Origin of the sequence: uncultured Dokdonia sp. (genome assembly GCF_947492815.1) — a bacterium.
Classification (GTDB): Bacteria; Bacteroidota; Bacteroidia; order Flavobacteriales; family Flavobacteriaceae; genus Dokdonia.
This window is the reverse complement of record NZ_CANLOB010000029.1, coordinates 17,395-39,359: the sequence shown is the minus strand read 5'-3', so window position 1 is coordinate 39,359 and position 21,965 is coordinate 17,395. Positions and strand designations below refer to the sequence as shown.

Here is a 21,965-nt window from a genome sequence, read left to right as displayed (position 1 = left end):
GTTGAGTACAATATAAAAGCAGCACATCAAAAGATTACGTTAAAGCTGCGATAAAATCTTGTTAATTACCTATAAATACTACTATTCTAACTCTTGAAGTCTTGTTATTGCATTCTGATTTTCAGGGTTTAAGACTAACGATTCTTTAAAACTCTTTTTTGCATTTTCTATATCTCCTAGATATAAATACCCTTCAGCTAAACTATCATAAAGATTTGCAGATGTAGGATATAACTGAAGTGCAAATTTAAAAACAGCAATACCTTCAGTTGCTCTTGAAGGATCAAAAATAAGCTGTAACCCTAAGGTGTTCAATACTCCCTCTGGTATTTCCATCATCGGATATTTACTTTTTGATTGCACGTAAAGAGTATGTATGTTTTGATAACGTTGTTGTCGTACTTGTTCTAAAAAATCATAGAATGAAAACGTGGATGTTTGAGCTTTTTTTGAATCGATAGTTATGAGCTGTTCTGATATATGATTTGCTTGCGGTGTGTTTGTAATAAAAGCTAACGATGTTGCATTATTTTTGAGATAGGCATTAAAGAAATGTAAACTATAGGATGTTGCAATTTTGTAAGAAGCCATAATTTCTGGATCGCTTTTGTCTTGTTTTGGATCTCTTTCTTGAAAAAGGACTCCTAATGTGCTAAAATAAGAATGTGATAAATCGTGTAAACGTATTTTATAGGCATCATTCGTGATTAATTCATCATAAAATGTAAAATGAGTATTTAAAGAATCTGGGATGTTTTTTTCTTCCATAATTATCTTAGGAATCTCTTTTTGTGCCAAATGCATAAAAGGGATTGTTGCTTTTTTAATATCATAAAAAGGACTTCCTTTAATCACATCAGGTCGATAACGTATGGTTCCATCAAGACTCATATTTGCCTTAATGTTTGTATTACGCATTTGCAGAAGTACATTTGATAATCCTCCAAAACTAAATCCCATAGTCCCTATATGATTCATATCAGTATTTGAAACCTTTGCAGCTTCTTTTACAAGAAACTCTAAATCTCTCGCTTGTGTTTCAATGGCGAGTTCTAGTTTTTTAAAACGTTTTGAAGTTGAGCCTCTACTTGGGCTAGCAATAACAATATATCCATGACTAGCTAAGAGTTCGCATAGTGCAAAATTTTCTATAGAAGATGCTTGAAAACTAGCTGCGTATATAATCACAGGAAAATTACCTTTTGCAGGTGTAATGTCTTTAAAAGCTGTTGTTTTTTCTTTAAGATGTTTTTGATTTTCAGGAGTGTTTTTATAATAGAACCAATCTAATAGGAAATAATTTGGGAGGTGCTCCCATTCTTCTTCTTCCTTTAAGACTTCCATATAATTTAAGATTGCTAATGATTGCTCATTCTCAATAGTTACATCAGATGGATACCAGATGCTTATAGGAATAGGTCTATGTACTGTTGTAGCATTAATATCAGATTTTGGAATATATGTACGTGTACTATCAATAGCAGTATAGTGATTAAAGCCTACAGTATATGTTCCATTTTCTAATTGTAATTCTTGTAATGAGGTCTGACTATATGTGGTTTGTGAGAGGGTATATATTAAGAAAAAAAGAAGTGTTGGTTTCATAGTGTTAGCTAATGTATACTATCAAAGATGCCATTTGTAGTAAAATGTTACAGTTTTAGATAGGTACAAAAAAAAGGCACTCTTTTGGAGTACCTTTTTACTGGATATATGGTAATTTTTATTTTACCGCTTTCGCGAAAGCGGAATCACCTCCCACAACAGGGAGCGTAAGTGTCGTTCCTTTAAGATCCAAGGTAAGTTCTGTACCCGGTCTTGGATGTAATGTAAATTCATTATCACTAGAAAAGATCATTAATCCTATTTGTTGCCCTTTAGGAATAATTTGATCATCTGGCATAAGATCAAAAGTGACATCATAAAATGTCTTTGCTACTAATGGTTCTCCTTTACGTATTGAACTATGATTTTGAGGGTCAGCCCATCCTCGTGTAATGATATTATCTGTGATTTTTGCCTTGCTTTCCCCATTCCATGGTAGTGAAACTAGCCACACAGATAAGTTTGCAGCAGGTTTGCTACTAGCAATACGTATAGTTACTTTTGCTGTACCCGAAATATGAATATCTTCTTTTAATGCTGGTGTAACATATAATAAACGGTTTTTTGAATCTTCTGCTTGCGCATGATCAGCTCCTTTGATGGTATAATCATCTATAAATGATTCAGGAGTTGCATTTGTGTTTTGAGAAGTTCCTAAAAGCCCTATTGTTGTACCTCCTTTTCCAGGAAATAAAGTCACATTTGATGCTGCTGGATTTGGATAGTCTTCATATGAAGTTGGATTATCTCTATCATCATTTTCGCGAACAATCCATGAGCGTGCATCCTTTTCTACACCATTTTCGATACCATGTAAATATCTTGTAAACCAACGGTTACGCATTTTCATAGGTGGCGGACCTCCGTGACCATTTTGATGATAAAAAATTTGAGAAGGAATTCCTTGTGCTTTTGCTTGTGCATAAATACGGTAACTATGTTCTGGCATTACATTCCAGTCATTAAAACCATGAGACATTAATAATGCGGCTTTCATAGGCTTCATCTGAAGTAAGTAATCTCTACCTGCCCAAAAATCATTATAATCTCCTGTAATACGATCCATGCCATTTTTCATTTCAGTGTCTCGTACTGTCTTATTATTATATGGACGTTTTGCTTCGTCTCCACTATGAATAAAGTCATAAAGTACATCAATATCTTCCCCTAAGTATCCTCCTGGAGAACGAACCAATCCATTAGAACGATAGTAATGATAATAGGATGTATTTGGAGCGATAGGAATAATAGCTTCTAATCCTTCTACCCCAGTAGTAGCAGCAGCAAGAGGCAATGTTCCGTTATACGATGTTCCAGTCATTCCTACTTTTCCAGTAGACCAGAATGCTTCTACTGTTTCTTTTCCATCTGGCGAGGTGTATCCTTTTCTTTTTCCTGTGAGCCATTCTATAACGGCTTTTGGCGCTAGTGATTCATTAGGACCTCCTACGGTAGGAGAACCTTGCGAAAGTCCTGTGCCAGGCGATGATGAATGCACTACAATATAGCCTCTGGGTACCCATGTTCTGATATGAGAATTCGAAATAATAGGACGTTTCCCTCTACGTTTTACTTCAGGATGCGCTCGTTCTTCAGCGGTTTCACCAAGTTCATGTTTTACATTCCAATTGGGAGTATCTGCAGCAACCCCAGCAAAATAAGGACTGCTTACGTATATGATAGGAAGTTTTAAACCTTCTGTATCTGTCTGCTTTGGACGTGTTACAGAAACGTGCATACGATCCATAGTGGTATCACCATCCGTATTAAAATCTGTCTCGACCCATAAATCATGACGTATCCAATCGCTTGGGTTTTCAAATGCAGCTACTATTTGAGCTTCTCCATCCTTAAAGATAGGAACAGCATTACTACTTTTTTCTTGTGCGCAGGCAATAGAAAAACTTGCCAAGAGAATCGCTAAAAAATAGATAGTTTTATGTTTTTTCATAGAAAATATTATGTATTAAAAAGTAGCTAGTAAGATACGGATATTCTACTATTTTTATGTTAAAAGGTAATTTTGTATACTAATTATAACGCGATTATTGTAAATCTACAGCATCCCATATTTTGAGATTTAGATGGTATTTTTCTGATTGGATAATAAATGCTAGTAGGGTAGAAGCTTCTATCCAATGGATAGTTTCTTTGTTTACTTTTTTAATAGAGATATACATACCTTTTGCACCTACACTTAGAAGAGTTTGAAGTAATTTTTTTAATTCCTTTTTTTGATATCTACCATCAATAAAAACTTTTACTTCTTGATTTTCTATATCTTTTACTATAGATCGAATATTATCTTTAGTTTCCTCAGCTAAATCATTTGAAGCGATTCTATTGGCAATAATCATTTTAGATGATGGAGACGTATATTTTCCAGGTCCATTAGGGAAAATAATAAGATGTGAGTTTTGAATATTATGATTTTCAATTTTTAGGTTTGATATGTCAGAAAATACAGGGATTTTTAAGTTGCTATACTTCCTCATATTTAATGGATCATATATATGATTTAGATGCATAGTATCTTGATCCCTATACCCTCTATATCTCCTATTAGTTTCTTTAGAAAATAAATACAAAGTATCTGTATCTGAAAGATCTTCGTTATCAACTATCCAAGGAGCTAAAGCATATGTTAGTTTAATAGGGGCTGAGTCCGTATGTATTATAAGTTCTTTGTTTTTTGTGTCTTGACTAATTTCATACGTTCTCAAAAAAGTAGAACTCTGATTTACGACTCCTTTTTGGTCACTGATATCAAAAGTTTGGAAATCATAAAATTCTGATGGCATCTCATCAGCCACAAGGAATATTTCTTCTTTTTCCTTGTCTTCCTCAGTTACTTCTATAATATGCCAATGCCCATCAATATTTTGTGTGTCACAACTATAGAAAAAGACAGTTAAAAAATAGATGTAAACTAATTTTTGCTTCATAAATTTATCTGTATAGTTTGTAAAATTTAAAAGGTTTAGGCCATTCCTCTCTAGGTTTAAAAGCAATCGCTACTTCTTTATGTTCTAATGCAGATTCTGTAAGTAAGACATGATCTTTGAATGCTTTCGCTTTTTGGAATTCTTTATCATTTACTTTACAAACTACCTTATAAAAGGTGCCAGAAATCCATGTTTGCATATCACTATCTTCTTTATATTTTAGATATGTAGCAAGGGAAGCATGAGCGGCTGCTAATATTGCAAACCCTTCAGGAATATCATCTTTAATGAGGATGTACATTTTCATAAGTACTACTTTTTATTCATTTAATGCTATATCATACGTTTCGTCTAGCCGTTCTACATCAATAGCAATTTTATCATTTTCAAAGGTAACGAGGTATACAAATTTTTGTCCCCACTTTATTTCAGCAGGTTTATAAGAAGTACGCGAGTATACAGTTTGCGAAAAAGATTCATCAAAGGCTTTGAGAGTAACTATAAACTCTGCATCCTTATCTTCGAGATCTTCTGGAGTCAAATTGTATAATGGGCTTTTAGTACTTATGGGATGTACTACAGTCCATACGGAAGGCAAAAATACGACTTTAGAACGCTCTAAGTCTAAACTAAAAAAGTCTCTTAAATCAGAGCTTTCTCTTCGTAAAGAAAGCGATACTTTCACCTCTACTTCTAGTAATTGATTTTCTTTTACATTAACCACTCTAAACATAAAACCATTAATATCTCTATATGGAGCAATGACGCCATGCTCACTATATTTTACAGTAGCCTTTGGTTTTGAAAAACGACCGTATAACATTCCTGTAGCCAGCGCAAAAGTGAGTAACCCTAACATAGATTCGGTGGCAGCTATAATATTAGCCATAAGGCCTACAGGTGCCACACGCCCATACCCTAGTGTTGTAATCGTTTGTGCGCTAAAGAAAAATGCTTCCATGAATTGTTCCATAGGAGCATCTACTTTTTTCATACCAGTAAGGTGCTCTACACCTATAAGCATATAAATAGATGCAAATAAGGTGTTAATGATAAAATAGCCTACAAGAATAAGCCCTAAAAAACGAGGCCAAGGCATAGAGACTAATGAGTGAAAAAAATTAATGCGCTCTAAAAACGGAACATTTGTTTTTCTAACGTTAAACGTACCGTCTTTATTTAGTGTACGATATACTCCAGAAGTTTCTTTTACACCTAATCCAAGATCATTGTATTTCTTCTTAGTATACTTTTTAGTCGTCTTTTCAGAAGTCATATGCTCATTTTATTTACAGTATGAAGGTATTAAAAAAGTAACAGTACTATTTAGAAATAATAAACGTTTTTAGTAAAGTATAAAGAGATCATATTTAGTGGTCTCTTTTTTTGTGCGCTTTCGCGAAAGCGTATAAAACACCGTATAAAAATGGCTAAAACCTGTTTGAATTTGTTGATCTGTCGAAAAAAAATAAAACTACAATGGCTCTTAGGTATTTTTGAGGCATCAATTTTTAAAACGAATCTTTATGAGAATGCCTTTTTCAGAATTTGTCTCCAGTGGTGATTTAAAATTTATCGTAGTCTTTATCATTTTTAGTGGATGGGCTATCGTTCACTTTTTTAAAAAACTAAGCCTGCGAAAGCAAGAAGTAACTATAGATCTATTACAGTATCATAATACCAAAATAAACAATGCGGCATTTTGGATTTTGATACTTAGCCTATTGTCTCTATTACTAGGGCTGATGCATAGCTTTTATTTTATAGGAAAAACAGGTGGAATAGCTCCAAATCTCATTTTTCAAGGTGTTTCTTATGGATTAATAACTCCTGTTTTAGGAGTATGTCTTTTTATATGCTGTAAAACACTAAAAGGAATCTTCAATAAAATCTCCACTAAATAATGCCAAGATGAAAATACTATATACATTATTATTAATACTAAGCATTAGCGGTTTAAGTAATGCGCAATCTACGGTCTCCAAAGCCGATAGTTTACGACAAGTCGGTAAGTTAGTAGAAGCAATAAAATCGTATACAAAAGATTATAATATGACTAAGGATAAGAAGGTGGGATACAATCTTGCAGCTACCTATGCTTTAGTATTTCAAAAAGATAGTGCCTTTCATTATCTTGATCTCTCTTTAAAAAATGATACCTCTTTATGGCCTTTGGCAGACACCAATTTATTTGCCTTAATTGATGACCCTCGTTGGTCTTCAATAGAAGAGAGTCAGTTGCATAAATATCAACAAGATCAAGGCGTTTTAAAGCAACCTGAGTTCACTAAAAAACTACTACAACTTATTATAAAAGACCAAGCATTGGATTATTATATAGATCAAGCAAAATCTCATTTCATGAAAGAAGGAAGCCCTCCTCAATGGTATTATCCTATAGGGGCTTATAAACAAGAAATCGTAAAAGAAAACTATGAGACGATGCTTCAGTTATTAGATGCGAATGGTTGGCCAACATATACTAACGTAGGGAAATTAGCAGCAGATGCTCCTCTATTAGTGATCAATCATCATGAGGAAGATGCCGTTAGAAAGAAATTCTTAGGAAAAATTAAACAATCGTGTCTAGATGGAGAAGGAAGCTGTATGGAATATGCTAAGATTCAAGATCGCATATTAGTAAATGAAAATTTACCACAGCTTTATGGAATGCAATTTCGATATGCTTCAGATAGAACTTTAGAACCTTTCCCTATTGAAAACCCTGAATACGTAGACCAACGTAGAGAAGTCATCGGGCTGGAACCTTTAGCAATATATCTTAAAAGAAAAATCAACTATGATTGGATGGTAGTTCAAAAAAAACGTTAGTGTGTCGTTAATTTGAAGTTGTAAAAGTATGCGTGATTTATGCTTGTGATTTTAGAGGTAATCTTCAGGTAATGCATCAAATTCTCTTCGCTTACTTTCAAACCATGCTTGCATAGATTCAGGAGAACTCATAAGGGCTTTCATATCACCCATTGCTTTTAAATGTGCTTCATCTTGTATTTCAAACATTGCAGTACCATGTTGTTTACTCATAGCTGCAATTTCTTCAAATGTATTAGCTTGAAAAGTCATATCGCACGCACCCCCTAATTGTTTGCATGTCATTGTCTTCATATGGATGGTTGTTTTTTGATGAATCATTACTAAAGAAATTAGTTATTCTCTATGAGAATTTACATTTGTACAACAATAGTATTAGCTGCTATATCCCCGATACGTTTATTCATTTTGTTATTTGCAGCAACTATAAATCCTATTAAGAGTACATAATCTATAAACCCTAATATGTAACGTGTTAAAGAAGCTGTTATATCAATAGATTGGTAATGATTTGTAAGTACTTTTATATTTAATATTCGTTTGCCTATGGTTTGTCCCCAAATCCCTTCACTAATAGGCCATAGGAAAAACCCTAGAAGCATCATCACATAAATGGGAGTTCCTCCTTTAAGCATAAAACCAATTTCGTTTATAGGTTCGCCCAAAAAGTAGCCTAAAGTAATGCCTATTATAGCGTAAATAAAAAGATCAATTATAAAAGCAATGATCCGTGTTCTTTTTTGAGCAATCTGAAATGTGTTTTCAAATGAATACTCTATAACATTATTTTGCATAATATATAGTTCGTTAGTTAGGGATTAACAATATATAAGTGACAAAATTAAATCAAATGTTACGAATCTATTAGGGTTAAATGCCCCTTTAATTCTTCATAATTTGCAATTTTTTGGGTGATTCCCCCCTTTTTTACAAGATTTTTAACTTGATCTGGTAATTCTTTATACTTCCCAACTATAGGTTCAATTGCAGGTAAAAACTTAACAGGATGAGCTGTTTCTAAAAACACACCATAGGCTTTTGCATCTCCTTTTAAGTACTCTTTTAATCCTAGATACCCTACCGCTCCATGGGGATCTAAAATGTACTTACAATTTTCATAGACATCTCTTACGGTTGCACGCGTTATTTGATCACAGTAAGAATATGAAGTTAGCTTTCGCGAAAGCGTACTCAAATCATTTTCAAATAATTGTAATACACGCACAAAATTACTTGGATCACTCACATCCATTGCATTGCTAATAGTAGGAACCGTTAGAGTAGGAGCATACACGCCTGACTGCATAAAGCGAGGGATGGTTGTATTGCTATTTACAGCAGCAACAAATTGCTGTACCGGCATCCCCATATGATGTGCCATCATTCCTGCACAGATATTACCGAAATTCCCACTCGGAACCGAAAAAACCAATGGTTTCCCTTTCTTTTTAAGTTCTTTATACGCAAACAGATAATACAATAATTGAGGTAGCCATCTTGCCACATTAATACTATTTGCAGAGGTAAGCTGGCGTTTGTTTGTAATCTCCTGATCTAGAAATGCACGTTTTACCATGGCTTGGCAATCATCAAATGTACCAGCAACTTCAAAAGCAGTGATGTTCTCACCTAATGTTGTTAATTGCTTTTCTTGAATATCACTTACTTTTCCAGAGGGATAGAGAATCATTACCTTAATACCAGGCACTTTATAAAAGCCTCTTGCAACAGCGCCTCCCGTATCTCCACTAGTGGCTACCAGTACTGTAACTTCTTCTTTTTGATTGCGTTGTTTTAAAAAATATCCTAGACAACGTGCCATAAACCGAGCACCTACATCTTTAAATGCCATGGTGGGACCATGAAATAACTCTAAAGTAGCTACTTGATCTTCAAGTTCAATAATCGGGAAATCAAAAGACAATACATCTGTTACAATTTCAAGTAATGAAGTATCATCTATCGTGTCACCTACAAAGGGTTTCATGGCAGTACATGCAATTTCTTCTTTAGATAGGTTTTCTATGTTCTCCCAAAAAGATGCTGGTAATTGTGGTATTTCTTCAGGAAAATACAATCCTTTATCGGGTGCAATGCCTCGTATCACAGCTTCGTCAAAAGTGACAATAGGCGCTTGTTTGTTTAAACTGTAGTAGTTCATAGTTGTTATTGTATCACCAGACATCCAGTACCGCTTATTTGGCTGGAGTAGGTATCTACTTTTAAATGTTGTTGTTCATAATAGGTTTTACTTGCCATTAAATAGCTTTCTATATTCGCTTTCGCGAAAGCGAACGCAAAAAGACTAGGACCGCTTCCTGAAATACCAAACGCCATACATCCATGTTCTTTGGACAGTGTTTTAATCGTATCGAAATGCGGAATCAATTGCTTGCGATGCGGTTCTACCAATACATCTTGAACGCTTTCTACAAATAATTGTTTATCCCATTCGTACAGACTTGCCACAAACCCAGCGAGACGTTGTGCTTGTGTAATCGCATCTTTTAAAGGCACTTCTTTTGGGAGTATAGCTCTGGCATCTTTAGTCGCAATTTTAATATGTGGGTGTAAAATTCCAACATATACGGTTTCCATAGGAGGGAGCGAAATCACTCGTAAAGGATCATATCTTGTAATAAGCGTAGTGCCTCCATAAATACACGGAGCTACATTATCGGCATGTTCATTACCACTCGCTAAGGCTTCTCCTTTCATGGCGTATCGAGTCAGCTCTAAATTGGATATTGGATGATCTAGTAATTGGTTGATCCCAAAAACGGCTCCTGCAGCACTGGCTGCACTACTACCAATCCCACTTCCTGATCGTATTTTTTTATGAATCTCTATTTCGACACCAAAATCTGCTTGAATCCCTTGGAGCATAGCGTTACCCGCAACCCCAGCCACATTGTTATGTGCCTCCAAGGGTAGTTCTTCTCCAGTAATCACAGTAATAGTAACTCCTGGAGTAGATACTTTACGAAATACCATTTCATCTCCAATACCTTCTAAAGCAAAACCTAAAGTATCAAAACCACAGTTTACATTAGCTACGGTTGCAGGGCAAAATATTTTAATTTCATCTCCGCGAAGGTGGAGCTCTTTTTTACTTTCTTTCATGCCTTTATTTAATAATTTCTCAATCGTATAATATCTGAAAATAATCCACTAGCTGTTACATCGCCACCAGCACCGGCACCTTTAATAATTAATGGTTGATCGGGATAGCGTTCTGTATAGAAAAGTACAATATTATCTTTTCCTTCCAATTGATAAAACGGACTTTCTGTCGAAACCGATTGTAAGCCTACACTCGCTTTATCACCTTCTAATTGTGCTACATATTTTAAACGATGCCCTTTTGCAGTAGCATCACTCACTAAAGTTTCAAAATGAGACGCATCTTCTTTTAAGGTTTCAAAAAAGTGAGACACATCTGTACTTTCTAGATTATTGGGTGTCAAAAATGGAACATTCTTGATATCCTCAAGGGCTAGTTGTAATCCTGCCTCTCTAGCAAGAATTAATATTTTACGAGCCACATCTACACCGCTTAAATCAATACGAGGATCGGGTTCTGTATAGCCTTCTGCTTTTGCTTGTTGTACCACATCATGAAAACTACTTCCTGATGTAAAATTATTAAACACAAAATTGAGACTTCCAGAAAGTACTGCTTGAATTTTTGTAATTCGATCACCCGATGCGATGAGATTTTTAAGGGTGTCTATAATTGGAAGTCCAGCACCTACATTGGTTTCAAAAAGTAATGAGGCATTGTATTTTTTGCTCAGACGTTTTAACTCATTATAATTTTCCATGGTGCTGGCACAAGCAATTTTATTACACGCAACGACTGCAATACTATGACGCAAATACTGCGCATAACTCATGGCTACGTCTTCATTTGCAGTAACATCTACAAATACTGAGTTGCGTATGTTGAGGCTTTGTACGCTTTCGCGAAAGCGTATACCATCAGCTTTTTCGCCTGCAGCCAGTTGTGTTTGCCATTTGGATAAGTCTATCCCTTCTTCTTGGAAAACCATGGTTCTACTATTGGAAATTCCGATCACACGAAGATTGAGGTTGAGATGTTCTAATAGATACTGTTGCTGCTGCTCTATTTGTGCCATTAATCGGCCGCCTACATTTCCAACACCCATAATAAATAGATTGAGCTGTTGACGCTGATCTTCAAAGAAACGCTCGTGTAAACTATTCAATGCTTTTTTTACATCTTTAGAAGCAATCACTGCCGAGATATTTTTTTCACTAGCACCTTGTGCAATGGCTCTAATATTGACATTGTTTTTACCTAGTGTACTAAACATTTTACCAGAAATACCTTGATGGCTTTTCATACGTTCTCCTACCAATGCAATAATGGAAAGATCTTGCTCCACAATCACCGGATCTATTTTATGAATAGCGATCTCATAAGCAAAGGTGGTTTCTATGGCTTCTTTAGCCTGTTGCGCATCTTCTTGTGCAACACCAATACAAATGCTATGCTCACTAGAGGCTTGTGTAATTAAAATTACATTGACTCCTACCGTCGATAAGGTTTCAAACAGACGCTTGGAAGTTCCTGAAATACCTACCATTCCTGCACCTTCTAGCGTCAATAAGGCAATATCACTAATATGACTAATCCCTTTTATGGGATTATTTTTTCCATTAGCTTCATTAGAAATACAGGTTCCTGTAGCTTCTGGGTCAAAAGTGTTTTTAATGTACAAAGGAATATTTTCCTGCATCACAGGTGCAATCGTAGGTGGGTAGAGTACTTTGGCACCAAAATGTGATAACTCCATCGCTTCGTGATATGAGATATGCGCAATAGGCTGTGCTTGTTTTACGAGTTTAGGATTGGCACTATACATACCGCTTACATCAGTCCATATTTCGACGGCATCTACTTTTAGAGCTGCTGCTATAATAGCGGCAGTAAAGTCTGATCCGCCACGACCTAAAGTACTTGTTTCTCCGGTTTCAGAGCGTGCAATAAAACCAGGTACTACCGTAATAGCGGTTTGTACATCTTTAAAATATGTTTGTATGGCAGTATGTGTTTGTTCATAATGTACAGCCGCTTTTGTATGTGTTGTGTCTGTTAGAATTAAGTCTCGGGCATCTTTATATTCTGCTGGAATGTTTTGTTCTTGAAATGCAGCGGTAATAATGACAGACGAGGTACGTTCTCCAAATGAAGTGAGCTTGTCAATAGTTTTTGGAGATAATTCATGAATCAAGAAAATACCTTGTAATAAGGCTTCTAAGTCGTTCATTAGGGTTGCTACGTGTGCGTAGGTTTCTTTGCTTTTTGAAAGCGCTTTTGTATACGTAAGATGGGTCTCTTTGATGTCTTCAAATAACGTCACATATGTAGTATCGTTTTTTGAAGCTAGATGTCCTGCTTCTAATAATTTGTTAGTAATACCTCCGACAGCTGAGACTACGACAGCTACGTTTTCTTTTTGAGCACGTTGATTAACAACGGCGATGACTTTTTGTATGTTTTCAGGACTTCCAACGGAAGTTCCTCCAAATTTGAGTATTCTCATGATAACGCCCATATAATGGGTAGTTTTTAGCAATGCTATTTGATGACGTATATAATATTTGATAGTGATACCGATAAACGGATATAGGAATGGATAATATGTAATGACTATAACCCCATAGGGGTAATCGTACCAAATGTAGAAATGGTAATCGAAGAAATAACTATGTAATTTGTTGTCTTCATATACAGTACGATAGTTTAAAAGTACTCTTTTTAAGTGATAGTACAAGTGTACCTACTGATTTTTATGGAATTAAAAATTATTGCTCTTTATTTTGTGAGATGTGTAAATGAAGGTAGGTTTTATTACACTTTTTAAAAATGTGTAACCAACTCATCTAAAAATGGGTGAAAATACGGTAGTATTTTTTTAGGTGTTTGGTTAATTTTAGAGGATTTTTAAAATGGTATATATGGAAACGTATAAAGGAAATACTAACTTAAAAGATACGCAAGGTATCACTAGTATTATAACAACACTTAATGCTGAGCTAGTAGCAAAAAAACAAAACCAACTTAATGATTTAGAAATAGCAGTGCTTGAAGCTGCCTATACTAATTTAAGTGGTCCAGAAGATAAGAGAGGTGCTATAGATGATTTTACACCCTATGGAGCTCTTGAAAAGTCAGGACCACGATTTGCATTAGATGCAAAAGCATTTCAAATTATTAGAAGAGAAGATCCTTCACAAGCTGTGTATAAGAGTTCTTGGGTGCGTTTTGGCGTTGAAGTAGATACTATAGATGGAGAAGAAAAAATCAATGGCTTCTTACGAAGTAATATGTATGAGTATAAAGATCAATCTGTAAATGTGAGTATTGATATGCCAGATACGGCATTTCACCTTAATAGACTTATGGATGAGGGTTTACCTGTTGTTGCTTTTCTTGGTGCTGCGCGGCTGGGTATCGTAGATGGAATGTTATTATTAGAATATGTACAGAACGTCGTAGATACCATACCCAATATGGCTGTGATGACGGGTGGTTATCGAGGAGAAGAAGGAAATAGTTATGGAGTTACGCGTGCAGGCTTTGATGTCCCAAAAAGCCGTAGTATGGAAACATTAGTAGTGATGTGTGAAGCGGGTGTGGGTCATGCACATCAAACATCAACGTCTAAAACAATTTATGGAAAACATTGGGGAGATGATACTCCAGGTCTTGTTGCCACTAGTGATGTTGCTATTTTTATACGAAATGTGCCAGCAGGAAAAAACTTTGGAGCATGGACAGAAGTAGAGATTGCTAATTTCTTATATCATAACAAAGGAGTTGCTATTTTGGATCCTACACTTTCAGAAACTGATTTCCCAACAGGAGAAACTGAAGAGGTGTTTTTTGAAAAGAAAATACGCGTGTTTCGAGATCCAATAGCATTAGCACACTATATTAAAACCGTATTACCTTGCCGAGAGACATTACAAAATAGAACGCCATTTACTCCTAATGAGGAAGCTGTAGAAAAAGCAATCTATCAACGTTATATCGATCATGACATGGTAAAAGAAGATTGGTTAGGGGTTCGTTTGCATTATGGTCCTATATCTGATGAAGAACGAGAGGAATTAGACGCCCTCATGACAGATGAAGAACGAGAGTCTAAGAAGTATTCTAGAAGAGCTCGTTGGGTTCGTAATGAGAGAATATCCTTTCTAAAATATGATGAAGCAGAAAAGACAAAGCTTCCCGAAGCAGAGCGACAAAATTACATACCTGTTTTTCCTTTTAGTAATCTTCCAGAAGCTATAGAAGCAGGTTCTAGAGATTTGATACTTTCTGGATATTGGAAAGATATTATGTTGTTACAAATCTTAAAAAAGATAAAAGTAGAAGATATTACTACTAGTGAGATGATTGAACAATATGCAACCTATCGAAAGGTTATCAATGATCGATTACAAAAAGAGTTACTCATAGGATCAGTAGAATCTATATTACTTTCCAAAGGCACTATTGCAGGTATATGGCTTTTATATAAAGTAGAGCATACGCCTAATATGTTGTCTTGGTTAATAGATATAGTACCTAATGACTATGATAAAGCTTTGCAAGCACTATCATTGTAGGGATATGTAAATGCTGAGTTGGTTTTAGTGTTGCACTCTCCCTTCGGTCGTGAATTTCGCAAGCTAGATTTCGCGAAAGCGTATATAATTATATTTATAGATAAGGTATCATTTTTAGTATCCTAAGGTTGTATATGCATGAATGTGTTATTTAATCTCCACATCCACTACAACCACTGCATCCACTATCTCCCCAATCGGAATCATAGTCATCATAGGTACAGCCACTGTCGTTATTTTTCCCCTTACCTTTGTTTGCGATACCAGCGATTATAATAAGAACTATAATAAAAAGAAAGATTATAAAGCTACCTTTCGCTTGAATATATAATGATGCAATTAATGTCAATACCAATGTAAGGACAAGTGAAGATAACCGTAAAGAAGTAGGTTTTTTAATCATCCAGTACTTATCTATATTGATTCTCTGAAAATTGATTTGTGCGAATCTAGTTTTAGTGTCTAACCAAATAGCTGCAGGAGGGGTTTCTTGAAATTCTTCCTTATATCTATCAAAGGTTGCGTTGTAACAACTATTGAATTTTTTCTTTTCTTGATCACCTCCTTTTGTTGGGTTGTGATGTATTTCTTTTTGCAGTGTGTTTTTGCAAAAGTCTATCCAATAGGATTTTGTATAGGTTAGATGTAAATGCCAAACTTGGTCAACAGCATCTGATGGTGTTATAGATTCAGAACTTACGCAACATAGATAGATAAACTTTTTATATTCCTGAATGGTTTTTTCTGTAAAATCTTTTGACCAATTATTATCTCTGGCAAGTCTTTTTGAAAATGTAAATGTAGCGTTGGTATCATCTAGGGTAAAAGCGTTAATTCTTGACCAAAGGGCAGTGTCTCTCATAAAAAGTGTTTGATGGTTATATAGAGTATTCAACTATATGTTGAGATATACAGGAAAATGTTACACAATCATCTTATTAGAATACAAGATTTACAAATACTTATGCAAATGTTCTTTGAAATAGGTAACACTGTCGGTGGCGCTCTGAATAGAGTTTTGTGTAAAATTACCGCCTTGTTCTATGTAATAGTATTCTAACCCAGAAGCAACAGGATCGGGGAGGAGTTTTGTATAGTCTATGGACCCATTTCCTAATTCTGTATAATCTCTGGTTTGGCGATCCATATCTTTAATATGCCACATGGTGTATCGTCCTGGTTGTTTTTCGATGAGTTCTTTTGGAGTATATTTTGATGAATGCATTACCCAATACATATCCATTTGTAATTTTACTAAAGTGGCATCTGTTTCAGCGAGGATAATGTCATAGCCATTTTGTCCGTTGTGATCGTCAAATTCAAACCCATGATTATGATAGGCAAACCCTAGACCTGCAGCGGTTATTTGCTCTCCAATGATGTTTAGTTTTTTAGACATGATTTTAAAGTTGTCTAGTGTACGTTGCTCTGGAGCAATCCATGGCCATGTGATATAGGCACTGTTTAGAGTGTCAGCTCCTTGAATACATTGATCTACAAAACGAATTAATGCATCTTCTGGAGCATTCAAAAACTTTGAAAACCCATAATGACCACTAGAAAATGACACTCCTAAATCATCCAGTATTTTTTTGAAATCTGATGCTTTATGTCCATAATAGGTTCCTTTTTCGGCATCAAAACCGAAATGTTCGAAATCTTGATAGCCTAGCGTTTTTAACAGTTTTAAAGTAGCTATAGGATCTTTTGCCATCTCATCTCTGATGGAAAATAGTTGATATCCTAATTTGTAGTTGGTTGTGGCTTGCATATCTAGACAAGAGATAGGAAGTAAGGAAGCTGCTCCTAGGATTCCCATAGACTCCATAAATGTTCTTCGGTTCATGGGTATGAAGATAGGAATATGTATTCAGAATTTTATGATGTTAATACATTGTATTTAGATTGGCCGATTGTTTTGGAATTTGTTGGATCGCATCCCAATGTTCGCAGATTTTTCCATTTTCATCAAACCGGAGAAAATCCATAGTGACATATTGATCATTTCCGGGCCATATTTGATGGGTATGTAATGCGACAAGATCACCTTCGGCAATACAACGTACAAACTTTATAGATTTATCAGGATATTCTTGTTGCATTCTGTCAAAGTAGTTTATAAAACCTTGTAGACCATCAGCTACATCAGGATTATGCTGAATATACTCTTCTCCAACATATCGATCTATAGCTTCTTTTGGGTTGCCTTCATAAGCCATTTTATAAAAAGCAATGGCGTTTTGTTTGTTTTGTTGTAGGTTCATATGAGGTGCTATTTATTTTTAATACTAAATATAAAGATATATATTCAGTATGGACTTTAACGCTACGCTCTCTCTTTTGGTTATAAATCTGCCTGCTTGCCGGTAGGTCTCTCAAGTTCGCTTTCGCGAAAGCGTACAAAGAATTATAAAATTTAAATATGCTTGTATTAGGAGTATTAATTCTTAATACGCATCACATCATTACCTGTGGTTTCTTTAATGATGTCTGTATATTCTTTTTCTGCGGGTTCTAATTCTGGAATGTCAAATGATGAGTCTGGTATCTCTTCAGAAACATAATCTACAAGAATCATTCGTATTTCCATTAGTCCATTTAAGGACTTATTAATTTGAGTAGGGTAGGATTTGGTACGTTTTAAAATATCATAGAAATATTCAAACTTATGATCTTTAAATAATTCAGGATCAATGTTTAAGAAAGTATCATTGTAGAAATAGGTTTCTTGCCCTAAACCATTCCAATCTAGCGTGATAGATATGCACTCTTTTCCTGCAATTGTGGTAAGAGAATCATTTTGAGTGAACGTTGGTTTTCCAAATTGAATCTTTGTTGCTGCATATTTTTTAGCATTTTGAATCAATACATATTCAAACCCATTATCTATCGTATAGATCTTATGATCACTAGATGTATAAACAATTCTTTTTCGCTCTTTCGAATTTGCTGTCTTTTCGTAGTTTCCATCTTTGATACGTATTGTAAGCGTATCAAAGTAATCCCCAGATTCTTTTAAGGTTTCTAGAATTTGACCTTTAGAAACTCCAAACGCCTTATCAGTCTGAATATCATATTCAATCTTATAGGTTAATGTGCCTTCAAAGGATTGTGCATACATCGTTGTAGAGACTATACATAGTAATAATAATAGTTTATTCATGGGTTGTGATGTATACTTAAAATTTTGAGTAAGATATCTCTATATACTGTATCGTATAATTGTGATCGTTATGTATTATTTATTGTGATTATTATCAAGACCTTTCATTAGTTTATTGAAGACTTCATCACTAGATGGCATATTGGTTACATGTCCTTTAATTCTTTCATATAAATCAGTAAAGTTAGCTTCATAATTAATCACTTTTGTAGCATATTCTATAGGATATAAGGATAGTTTTGCGCCTTGATTATCGTACTTTAGTGTCATTCCTCTTAAAGGATATTCAGGCTCTGAATCTTTATAAAGTTTGAAATTATGATGTTTAATCATGAAATCATTAAATGCCATCGCTAGAAGACCAACCGCATAGCTTTCATCCATATCCATAGCTTTACAATACATTACAAATCCAAATCCATCATCTATTGTTTGATCTAAGTTTTTAGGATGATTAATAGGTTTTTCGACTACGGGTTGTATTTTATTTGCTGGAAAATACGCTTCAATCATTTTTAAAGTCCCTTCAAGTATTGCTGTATCAACAGTATCTTCTTGATATCTCTTATCAAAATATTCGCTTGTTGCAATTGTATTAATTCCAACTTTTGAATCATTTTTTGATGTCTGTTTCGGTTTTTTACCTTTAAATAAATTTTTTAAAAAACTCATCTCTCTTTTTTATTAGTATCGTCAAAGGATTTAATCTCTGGAGGCTTGCCTCGAAATTAAAATTCAGTTTCGTATAAATACCTAATGGACTTTGCTCATGGTAGTTGCTATAATTATGATACGGTAACTATTTGTAGTTATGAATATGTTATTTTGCTTTAATAGTCTGATCAATAACCTTTAAGGTTTCAATACTTTCAGTAGAGCTTGATCCATCATCATTTTTGGTGTCTTGAAACGCAATAAAATGTGTTTTAGAATCTTCAGTTTCAATCTCAAACATTTCATAGGTTAGACTCACACCCATAATGTCTACAATGATTTCTTTTCCTTCTAATGTGATATCTCCTAATTGACGTTTTTTCTTATTTACTTTACAGTTTTCTTTTCCAAACTGACCTACGATTTCGTCAATAAAAAAGTCTAACTCTATTTCAATGTCATATTGAAAGTATAGAATTACAAAATTATTACCATCTAGTGTCCAGTTTTTGTATGCTAGATCTGTTTCATACTCAAAGGCAAAATGTTTTGGGTAGTCAAACGTAACAGCAGCAAAATCAAAAGTTAAGAAGTCTGATGATGCTACTTTGATGGTATTTCCATCTACAACGATACTACCGCCATCGGTTACTTGGTATTTTTCTCCATTTACTTCAATGTTTAGTTTCATTTTGGGTTGTTCACTATCATTATTTTGAGCAATAAATAATTGACTCATAAAGAGTAACATTGAAAAAGTAAGTATGGTTCTGATCATCATCTAAAATATTATTTTTGGTAATATAAGACAATGCTACTTGTTATAAAACTATTGTGTTAAAATAAAAGAGATCGCTTCGAATTTACAGCGTTAATTCTTATCAAAAAATCAATCTTATATGTTACTTTCATGCTTGGTACGCTTTCGCGAAAGCGTATAAAAGAAAATTACTTCTTAAAGGTATAGCCATGTAATTTTTCCCACAAACTATCGCTTGCTTTTAGATACCTTGACTTTGCCATTTCTGCTTTCCATTTTTCACTAATAAACGGACTTACTTGAATACGAGAATCTACTTTTTGAAACACCGGATTCATTTTCCACATGGTTTGTTCAGACCAGTTGGTATTGATATAGCTAAAGGCTTTGATTACATCTTTGTTGTCATTGAGCGTTTTGAAAAACGGTATAAACCATTGTTGCCATGCTCGTTTGGCAATGATGTCTTTTTTAAGATCGGTATCAAAAAATAAGTTATCTATTTGTAGGGTAGGACTAGCTTCTGCGATAAATACAGGTTTGTTATGTTTTCTAGCAAAGGTGAGCATTTCAGTATCAGGATTTCCAAAATAGGAGTAGGCACACCAATCTACCACATCATCTCCTGGATACCATTTTTCTAATGCTTCTTGATTTGAACCTGTGCCTTTTGATTGCCAGACAAAAGCTACATTATCTACACGTATTTTTCTGAAAATGTTATAAATACGCTCCCATGCTTTTAAATAGTGCTTTCGGTTATAATGATTCCAATCATGCCCATCAAATTCATAGCCTATTCGTAAAAATACAGGACGTTTACTTTCTCTTATCCAATTGCCCAAACGGATGATATATGCATCATGCTGTCCGTTACCTACTTTCTTTTCATGGTTTACAATAGAGAGTCCTATAGAGATAATGGTATTTTTATACGTTGTATCCTCTAGATAGTATTGCGCACAAGCATCTCCAGCGCCCCAATTGGCTTTGGTTTCTATACCGTCCAGACCTCTGTTGTAATACCCAAATGATTCATCACTAGGGGAGATGTTGGTATAGATCGTAACTCCAACGGGTGTGTCAAAAAAATTGGTATATCCATTGGTATAGGCATCGAGTCCGCCAGTAGCTTCTAGATCTTGACCAATAAATACCAAACAGCTTCCATCTGTAGGTTCAAACTTAGCAAGTGTTTGTGTGTATCCTATCACAGATATAAAGAAGAAAATGATCGTGTAAAGACGTATGAGATTCATTGATTATAAATATATTAAAAAAGCGCATCATCATAGGGATGTGCGCTTTTTTAAATGAATAGAAACGTGGGGAGTTTAGAACTCTAAATCAACCACTAAGTCAAAATCGTCATAAATTGCTTTGTCTTTTAAACCATCAAAAAAGCTTGTAGATCCGTATCGTACATCAAATTTTGTACGATCTATTTTTAAGGAAGCCGTTGCTTTATTTCCATAAACAGAAAGATCTAAGGTGATAGTTTCTGTATGCCCTTTAATGGTGATATTTCCTGTTACTTTGTATGAATTTTTTCCTGAGGATTTCACTTTCGTGAAAACTAACGATGCCGTTGGGAATTTCTCAACGCCAAAAAAATCATCCGATTTTAAGTGACCTTCTAGTTTTCCTTTGTATTCGCCTTCTAAGTCAGTATTGGTAATAGAACGCATATTTATAACAAATTCTCCGCCTGTTAATGCTTCATCATTGAATGTGAAGTGTCCTTTTTGTATAGCGATGGTTCCTTCATGTGAGCCTGTTACCTTATAGCCTTTCCAAACGACTTTACTTTGGGTTGTTTTTATTTCTTTTTTGGTGTTTTCTGGTGTTGTAAACGATAATGTAAACAAGGCTACGAGTACGATGCTTGCGATATTTTTAATTGAATTTTTCATGATATATTTTTGATGTTTTTTATGGTTTGTGTTTTGATTTAAATGGATTATGATCCGTAGTAGAATTTTTCTTTAATGATTTTCCCATCTTGCCAATCTTGAACAGCTACTTGTGTGTAATTTTTTACGCCCCAATCTTTATGCGTATAATCAAAATGCCATTCTACCATGGTCGTATTTTCTCCAATGGTTACTTTTAAAGGAGTCGCTCCTCTAAACTCTGTGATAGCTCCAAAGAAATCTTCTTCACGTTGTCTGTTAGCTGCTTTTCCTTCAATAATAGGATTGTCATTTTCTTGCATTACGACATCTTCATGGTAGAATTGGTCAAAAGCTTCTAAAGCTTTTCCTTCTAAGATCATGTCGTTAATAGTGCTGATTTTTTCTAATAATGTATTCATCGTTTTTAGTTTTAAATGATTATGGTACAAATGTCCAAAACATTCAAAACG

At 34.7% G+C, this 21,965-nt stretch carries 22 protein-coding genes; 3 read left to right on the top strand and 19 right to left on the bottom strand.

Annotated elements, in window-relative coordinates:
* Nucleotides 1-81: 81 nt before the first annotated feature.
* From Q1A01_RS20040 to Q1A01_RS20020, 5 genes are all read right to left on the bottom strand, one after another.
* Nucleotides 82-1,605, bottom strand: a complete 1,524-nt coding sequence (locus tag Q1A01_RS20040) for an alpha/beta hydrolase (RefSeq protein ID WP_299684430.1) — start codon at nt 1,603-1,605, stop codon at nt 82-84.
* Between the two features lie 118 nt (nt 1,606-1,723).
* A complete protein-coding gene (locus Q1A01_RS20035) occupies nt 1,724-3,556 on the bottom strand; it encodes a Xaa-Pro dipeptidyl-peptidase (RefSeq protein ID WP_299684428.1) in 1,833 nt (610 codons plus the stop codon).
* Between the two features lie 94 nt (nt 3,557-3,650).
* The gene (locus tag Q1A01_RS20030; RefSeq protein ID WP_299684426.1) at nt 3,651-4,550 is read right to left on the bottom strand and encodes a hypothetical protein; all 900 of its coding nucleotides are present in this window, start codon (nt 4,548-4,550) and stop codon (nt 3,651-3,653) included.
* 4 nt (nt 4,551-4,554) lie between these two features.
* Nucleotides 4,555-4,857, bottom strand: coding sequence for a peptidyl-tRNA hydrolase (locus Q1A01_RS20025; RefSeq protein ID WP_299684424.1), 303 nt, complete (start codon nt 4,855-4,857; stop codon nt 4,555-4,557).
* 12 nt (nt 4,858-4,869) lie between these two features.
* The gene (locus Q1A01_RS20020; protein ID WP_299684422.1) at nt 4,870-5,826 is read right to left on the bottom strand and encodes an ion channel; all 957 of its coding nucleotides are present in this window, start codon (nt 5,824-5,826) and stop codon (nt 4,870-4,872) included.
* Between the two features lie 256 nt (nt 5,827-6,082).
* On the opposite strand from Q1A01_RS20020, the gene Q1A01_RS20015 reads away from it, so the two are divergent.
* Together Q1A01_RS20015 and Q1A01_RS20010 are read left to right on the top strand one after the other, a co-directional pair.
* Complete coding sequence (locus Q1A01_RS20015) at nt 6,083-6,454, top strand: hypothetical protein (protein ID WP_299684420.1); 372 nt, start codon at nt 6,083-6,085, stop codon at nt 6,452-6,454.
* A 7-nt stretch (nt 6,455-6,461) separates the two neighbouring features.
* Nucleotides 6,462-7,382: a DUF6624 domain-containing protein gene (locus Q1A01_RS20010; RefSeq protein ID WP_299684418.1), complete on the top strand. Its 921-nt coding sequence runs from the start codon at nt 6,462-6,464 to the stop codon at nt 7,380-7,382.
* Nucleotides 7,383-7,433: 51 nt separating this feature from the next.
* Here Q1A01_RS20010 and Q1A01_RS20005 read toward each other — a convergent pair whose 3' ends face one another.
* Genes Q1A01_RS20005 through thrA form a run of 5 tightly spaced genes read right to left on the bottom strand, consistent with a single transcriptional unit; the run spans nt 7,434 to nt 12,952 of the window.
* Nucleotides 7,434-7,676 (bottom strand): DUF1059 domain-containing protein, encoded by a 243-nt coding sequence (locus tag Q1A01_RS20005; RefSeq protein ID WP_299684416.1) that lies wholly within the window; start codon nt 7,674-7,676, stop codon nt 7,434-7,436.
* 59 nt (nt 7,677-7,735) lie between these two features.
* Nucleotides 7,736-8,176 carry an RDD family protein gene (locus Q1A01_RS20000; protein WP_299684414.1) on the bottom strand — a complete coding sequence of 147 codons (441 nt, stop codon included), beginning with the start codon at nt 8,174-8,176 and terminating at the stop codon, nt 7,736-7,738.
* 59 nt (nt 8,177-8,235) lie between these two features.
* Nucleotides 8,236-9,543: a threonine synthase gene (gene thrC, locus Q1A01_RS19995; protein WP_299684412.1), complete on the bottom strand. Its 1,308-nt coding sequence runs from the start codon at nt 9,541-9,543 to the stop codon at nt 8,236-8,238.
* Between the two features lie 5 nt (nt 9,544-9,548).
* Nucleotides 9,549-10,505, bottom strand: coding sequence for a homoserine kinase (locus Q1A01_RS19990; RefSeq protein WP_299684410.1), 957 nt, complete (start codon nt 10,503-10,505; stop codon nt 9,549-9,551).
* An 8-nt stretch (nt 10,506-10,513) separates the two neighbouring features.
* Nucleotides 10,514-12,952 carry a bifunctional aspartate kinase/homoserine dehydrogenase I gene (thrA, locus tag Q1A01_RS19985; protein ID WP_299684486.1) on the bottom strand — a complete coding sequence of 813 codons (2,439 nt, stop codon included), beginning with the start codon at nt 12,950-12,952 and terminating at the stop codon, nt 10,514-10,516.
* 415 nt (nt 12,953-13,367) lie between these two features.
* Here thrA and Q1A01_RS19980 point away from each other — a divergent pair, with 415 nt between their 5' ends.
* Nucleotides 13,368-15,023, top strand: a complete 1,656-nt coding sequence (locus Q1A01_RS19980; RefSeq protein WP_299684408.1) for a hypothetical protein — start codon at nt 13,368-13,370, stop codon at nt 15,021-15,023.
* Between the two features lie 151 nt (nt 15,024-15,174).
* On the opposite strand, the gene Q1A01_RS19975 is transcribed toward Q1A01_RS19980, so the two are convergent.
* The 9 genes from Q1A01_RS19975 to Q1A01_RS19935 form a co-directional block, all read right to left on the bottom strand.
* Nucleotides 15,175-15,885 (bottom strand): hypothetical protein, encoded by a 711-nt coding sequence (locus Q1A01_RS19975; protein WP_299684406.1) that lies wholly within the window; start codon nt 15,883-15,885, stop codon nt 15,175-15,177.
* 90 nt (nt 15,886-15,975) lie between these two features.
* Nucleotides 15,976-16,869: a TIM barrel protein gene (locus Q1A01_RS19970; protein ID WP_299684404.1), complete on the bottom strand. Its 894-nt coding sequence runs from the start codon at nt 16,867-16,869 to the stop codon at nt 15,976-15,978.
* Nucleotides 16,870-16,909: 40 nt separating this feature from the next.
* Nucleotides 16,910-17,287, bottom strand: coding sequence for an ester cyclase (locus Q1A01_RS19965; RefSeq protein WP_299684402.1), 378 nt, complete (start codon nt 17,285-17,287; stop codon nt 16,910-16,912).
* A gap of 176 nt (nt 17,288-17,463) precedes the next feature.
* Nucleotides 17,464-18,186, bottom strand: a complete 723-nt coding sequence (locus Q1A01_RS19960; protein ID WP_299684400.1) for a hypothetical protein — start codon at nt 18,184-18,186, stop codon at nt 17,464-17,466.
* A 75-nt stretch (nt 18,187-18,261) separates the two neighbouring features.
* Nucleotides 18,262-18,858 carry a hypothetical protein gene (locus Q1A01_RS19955; protein WP_299684398.1) on the bottom strand — a complete coding sequence of 199 codons (597 nt, stop codon included), beginning with the start codon at nt 18,856-18,858 and terminating at the stop codon, nt 18,262-18,264.
* A gap of 148 nt (nt 18,859-19,006) precedes the next feature.
* Entirely contained in the window at nt 19,007-19,621 is a 615-nt protein-coding gene (locus Q1A01_RS19950; protein ID WP_299684396.1) for a hypothetical protein, read from the bottom strand.
* A gap of 167 nt (nt 19,622-19,788) precedes the next feature.
* The gene (locus Q1A01_RS19945; RefSeq protein WP_299684394.1) at nt 19,789-20,859 is read right to left on the bottom strand and encodes a 1,4-beta-xylanase; all 1,071 of its coding nucleotides are present in this window, start codon (nt 20,857-20,859) and stop codon (nt 19,789-19,791) included.
* Nucleotides 20,860-20,934: 75 nt separating this feature from the next.
* Complete coding sequence (locus Q1A01_RS19940; RefSeq protein WP_299684392.1) at nt 20,935-21,513, bottom strand: YceI family protein; 579 nt, start codon at nt 21,511-21,513, stop codon at nt 20,935-20,937.
* A 47-nt stretch (nt 21,514-21,560) separates the two neighbouring features.
* Nucleotides 21,561-21,914, bottom strand: coding sequence for a nuclear transport factor 2 family protein (locus Q1A01_RS19935; protein ID WP_299684390.1), 354 nt, complete (start codon nt 21,912-21,914; stop codon nt 21,561-21,563).
* Nucleotides 21,915-21,965: the final 51 nt, after the last annotated feature.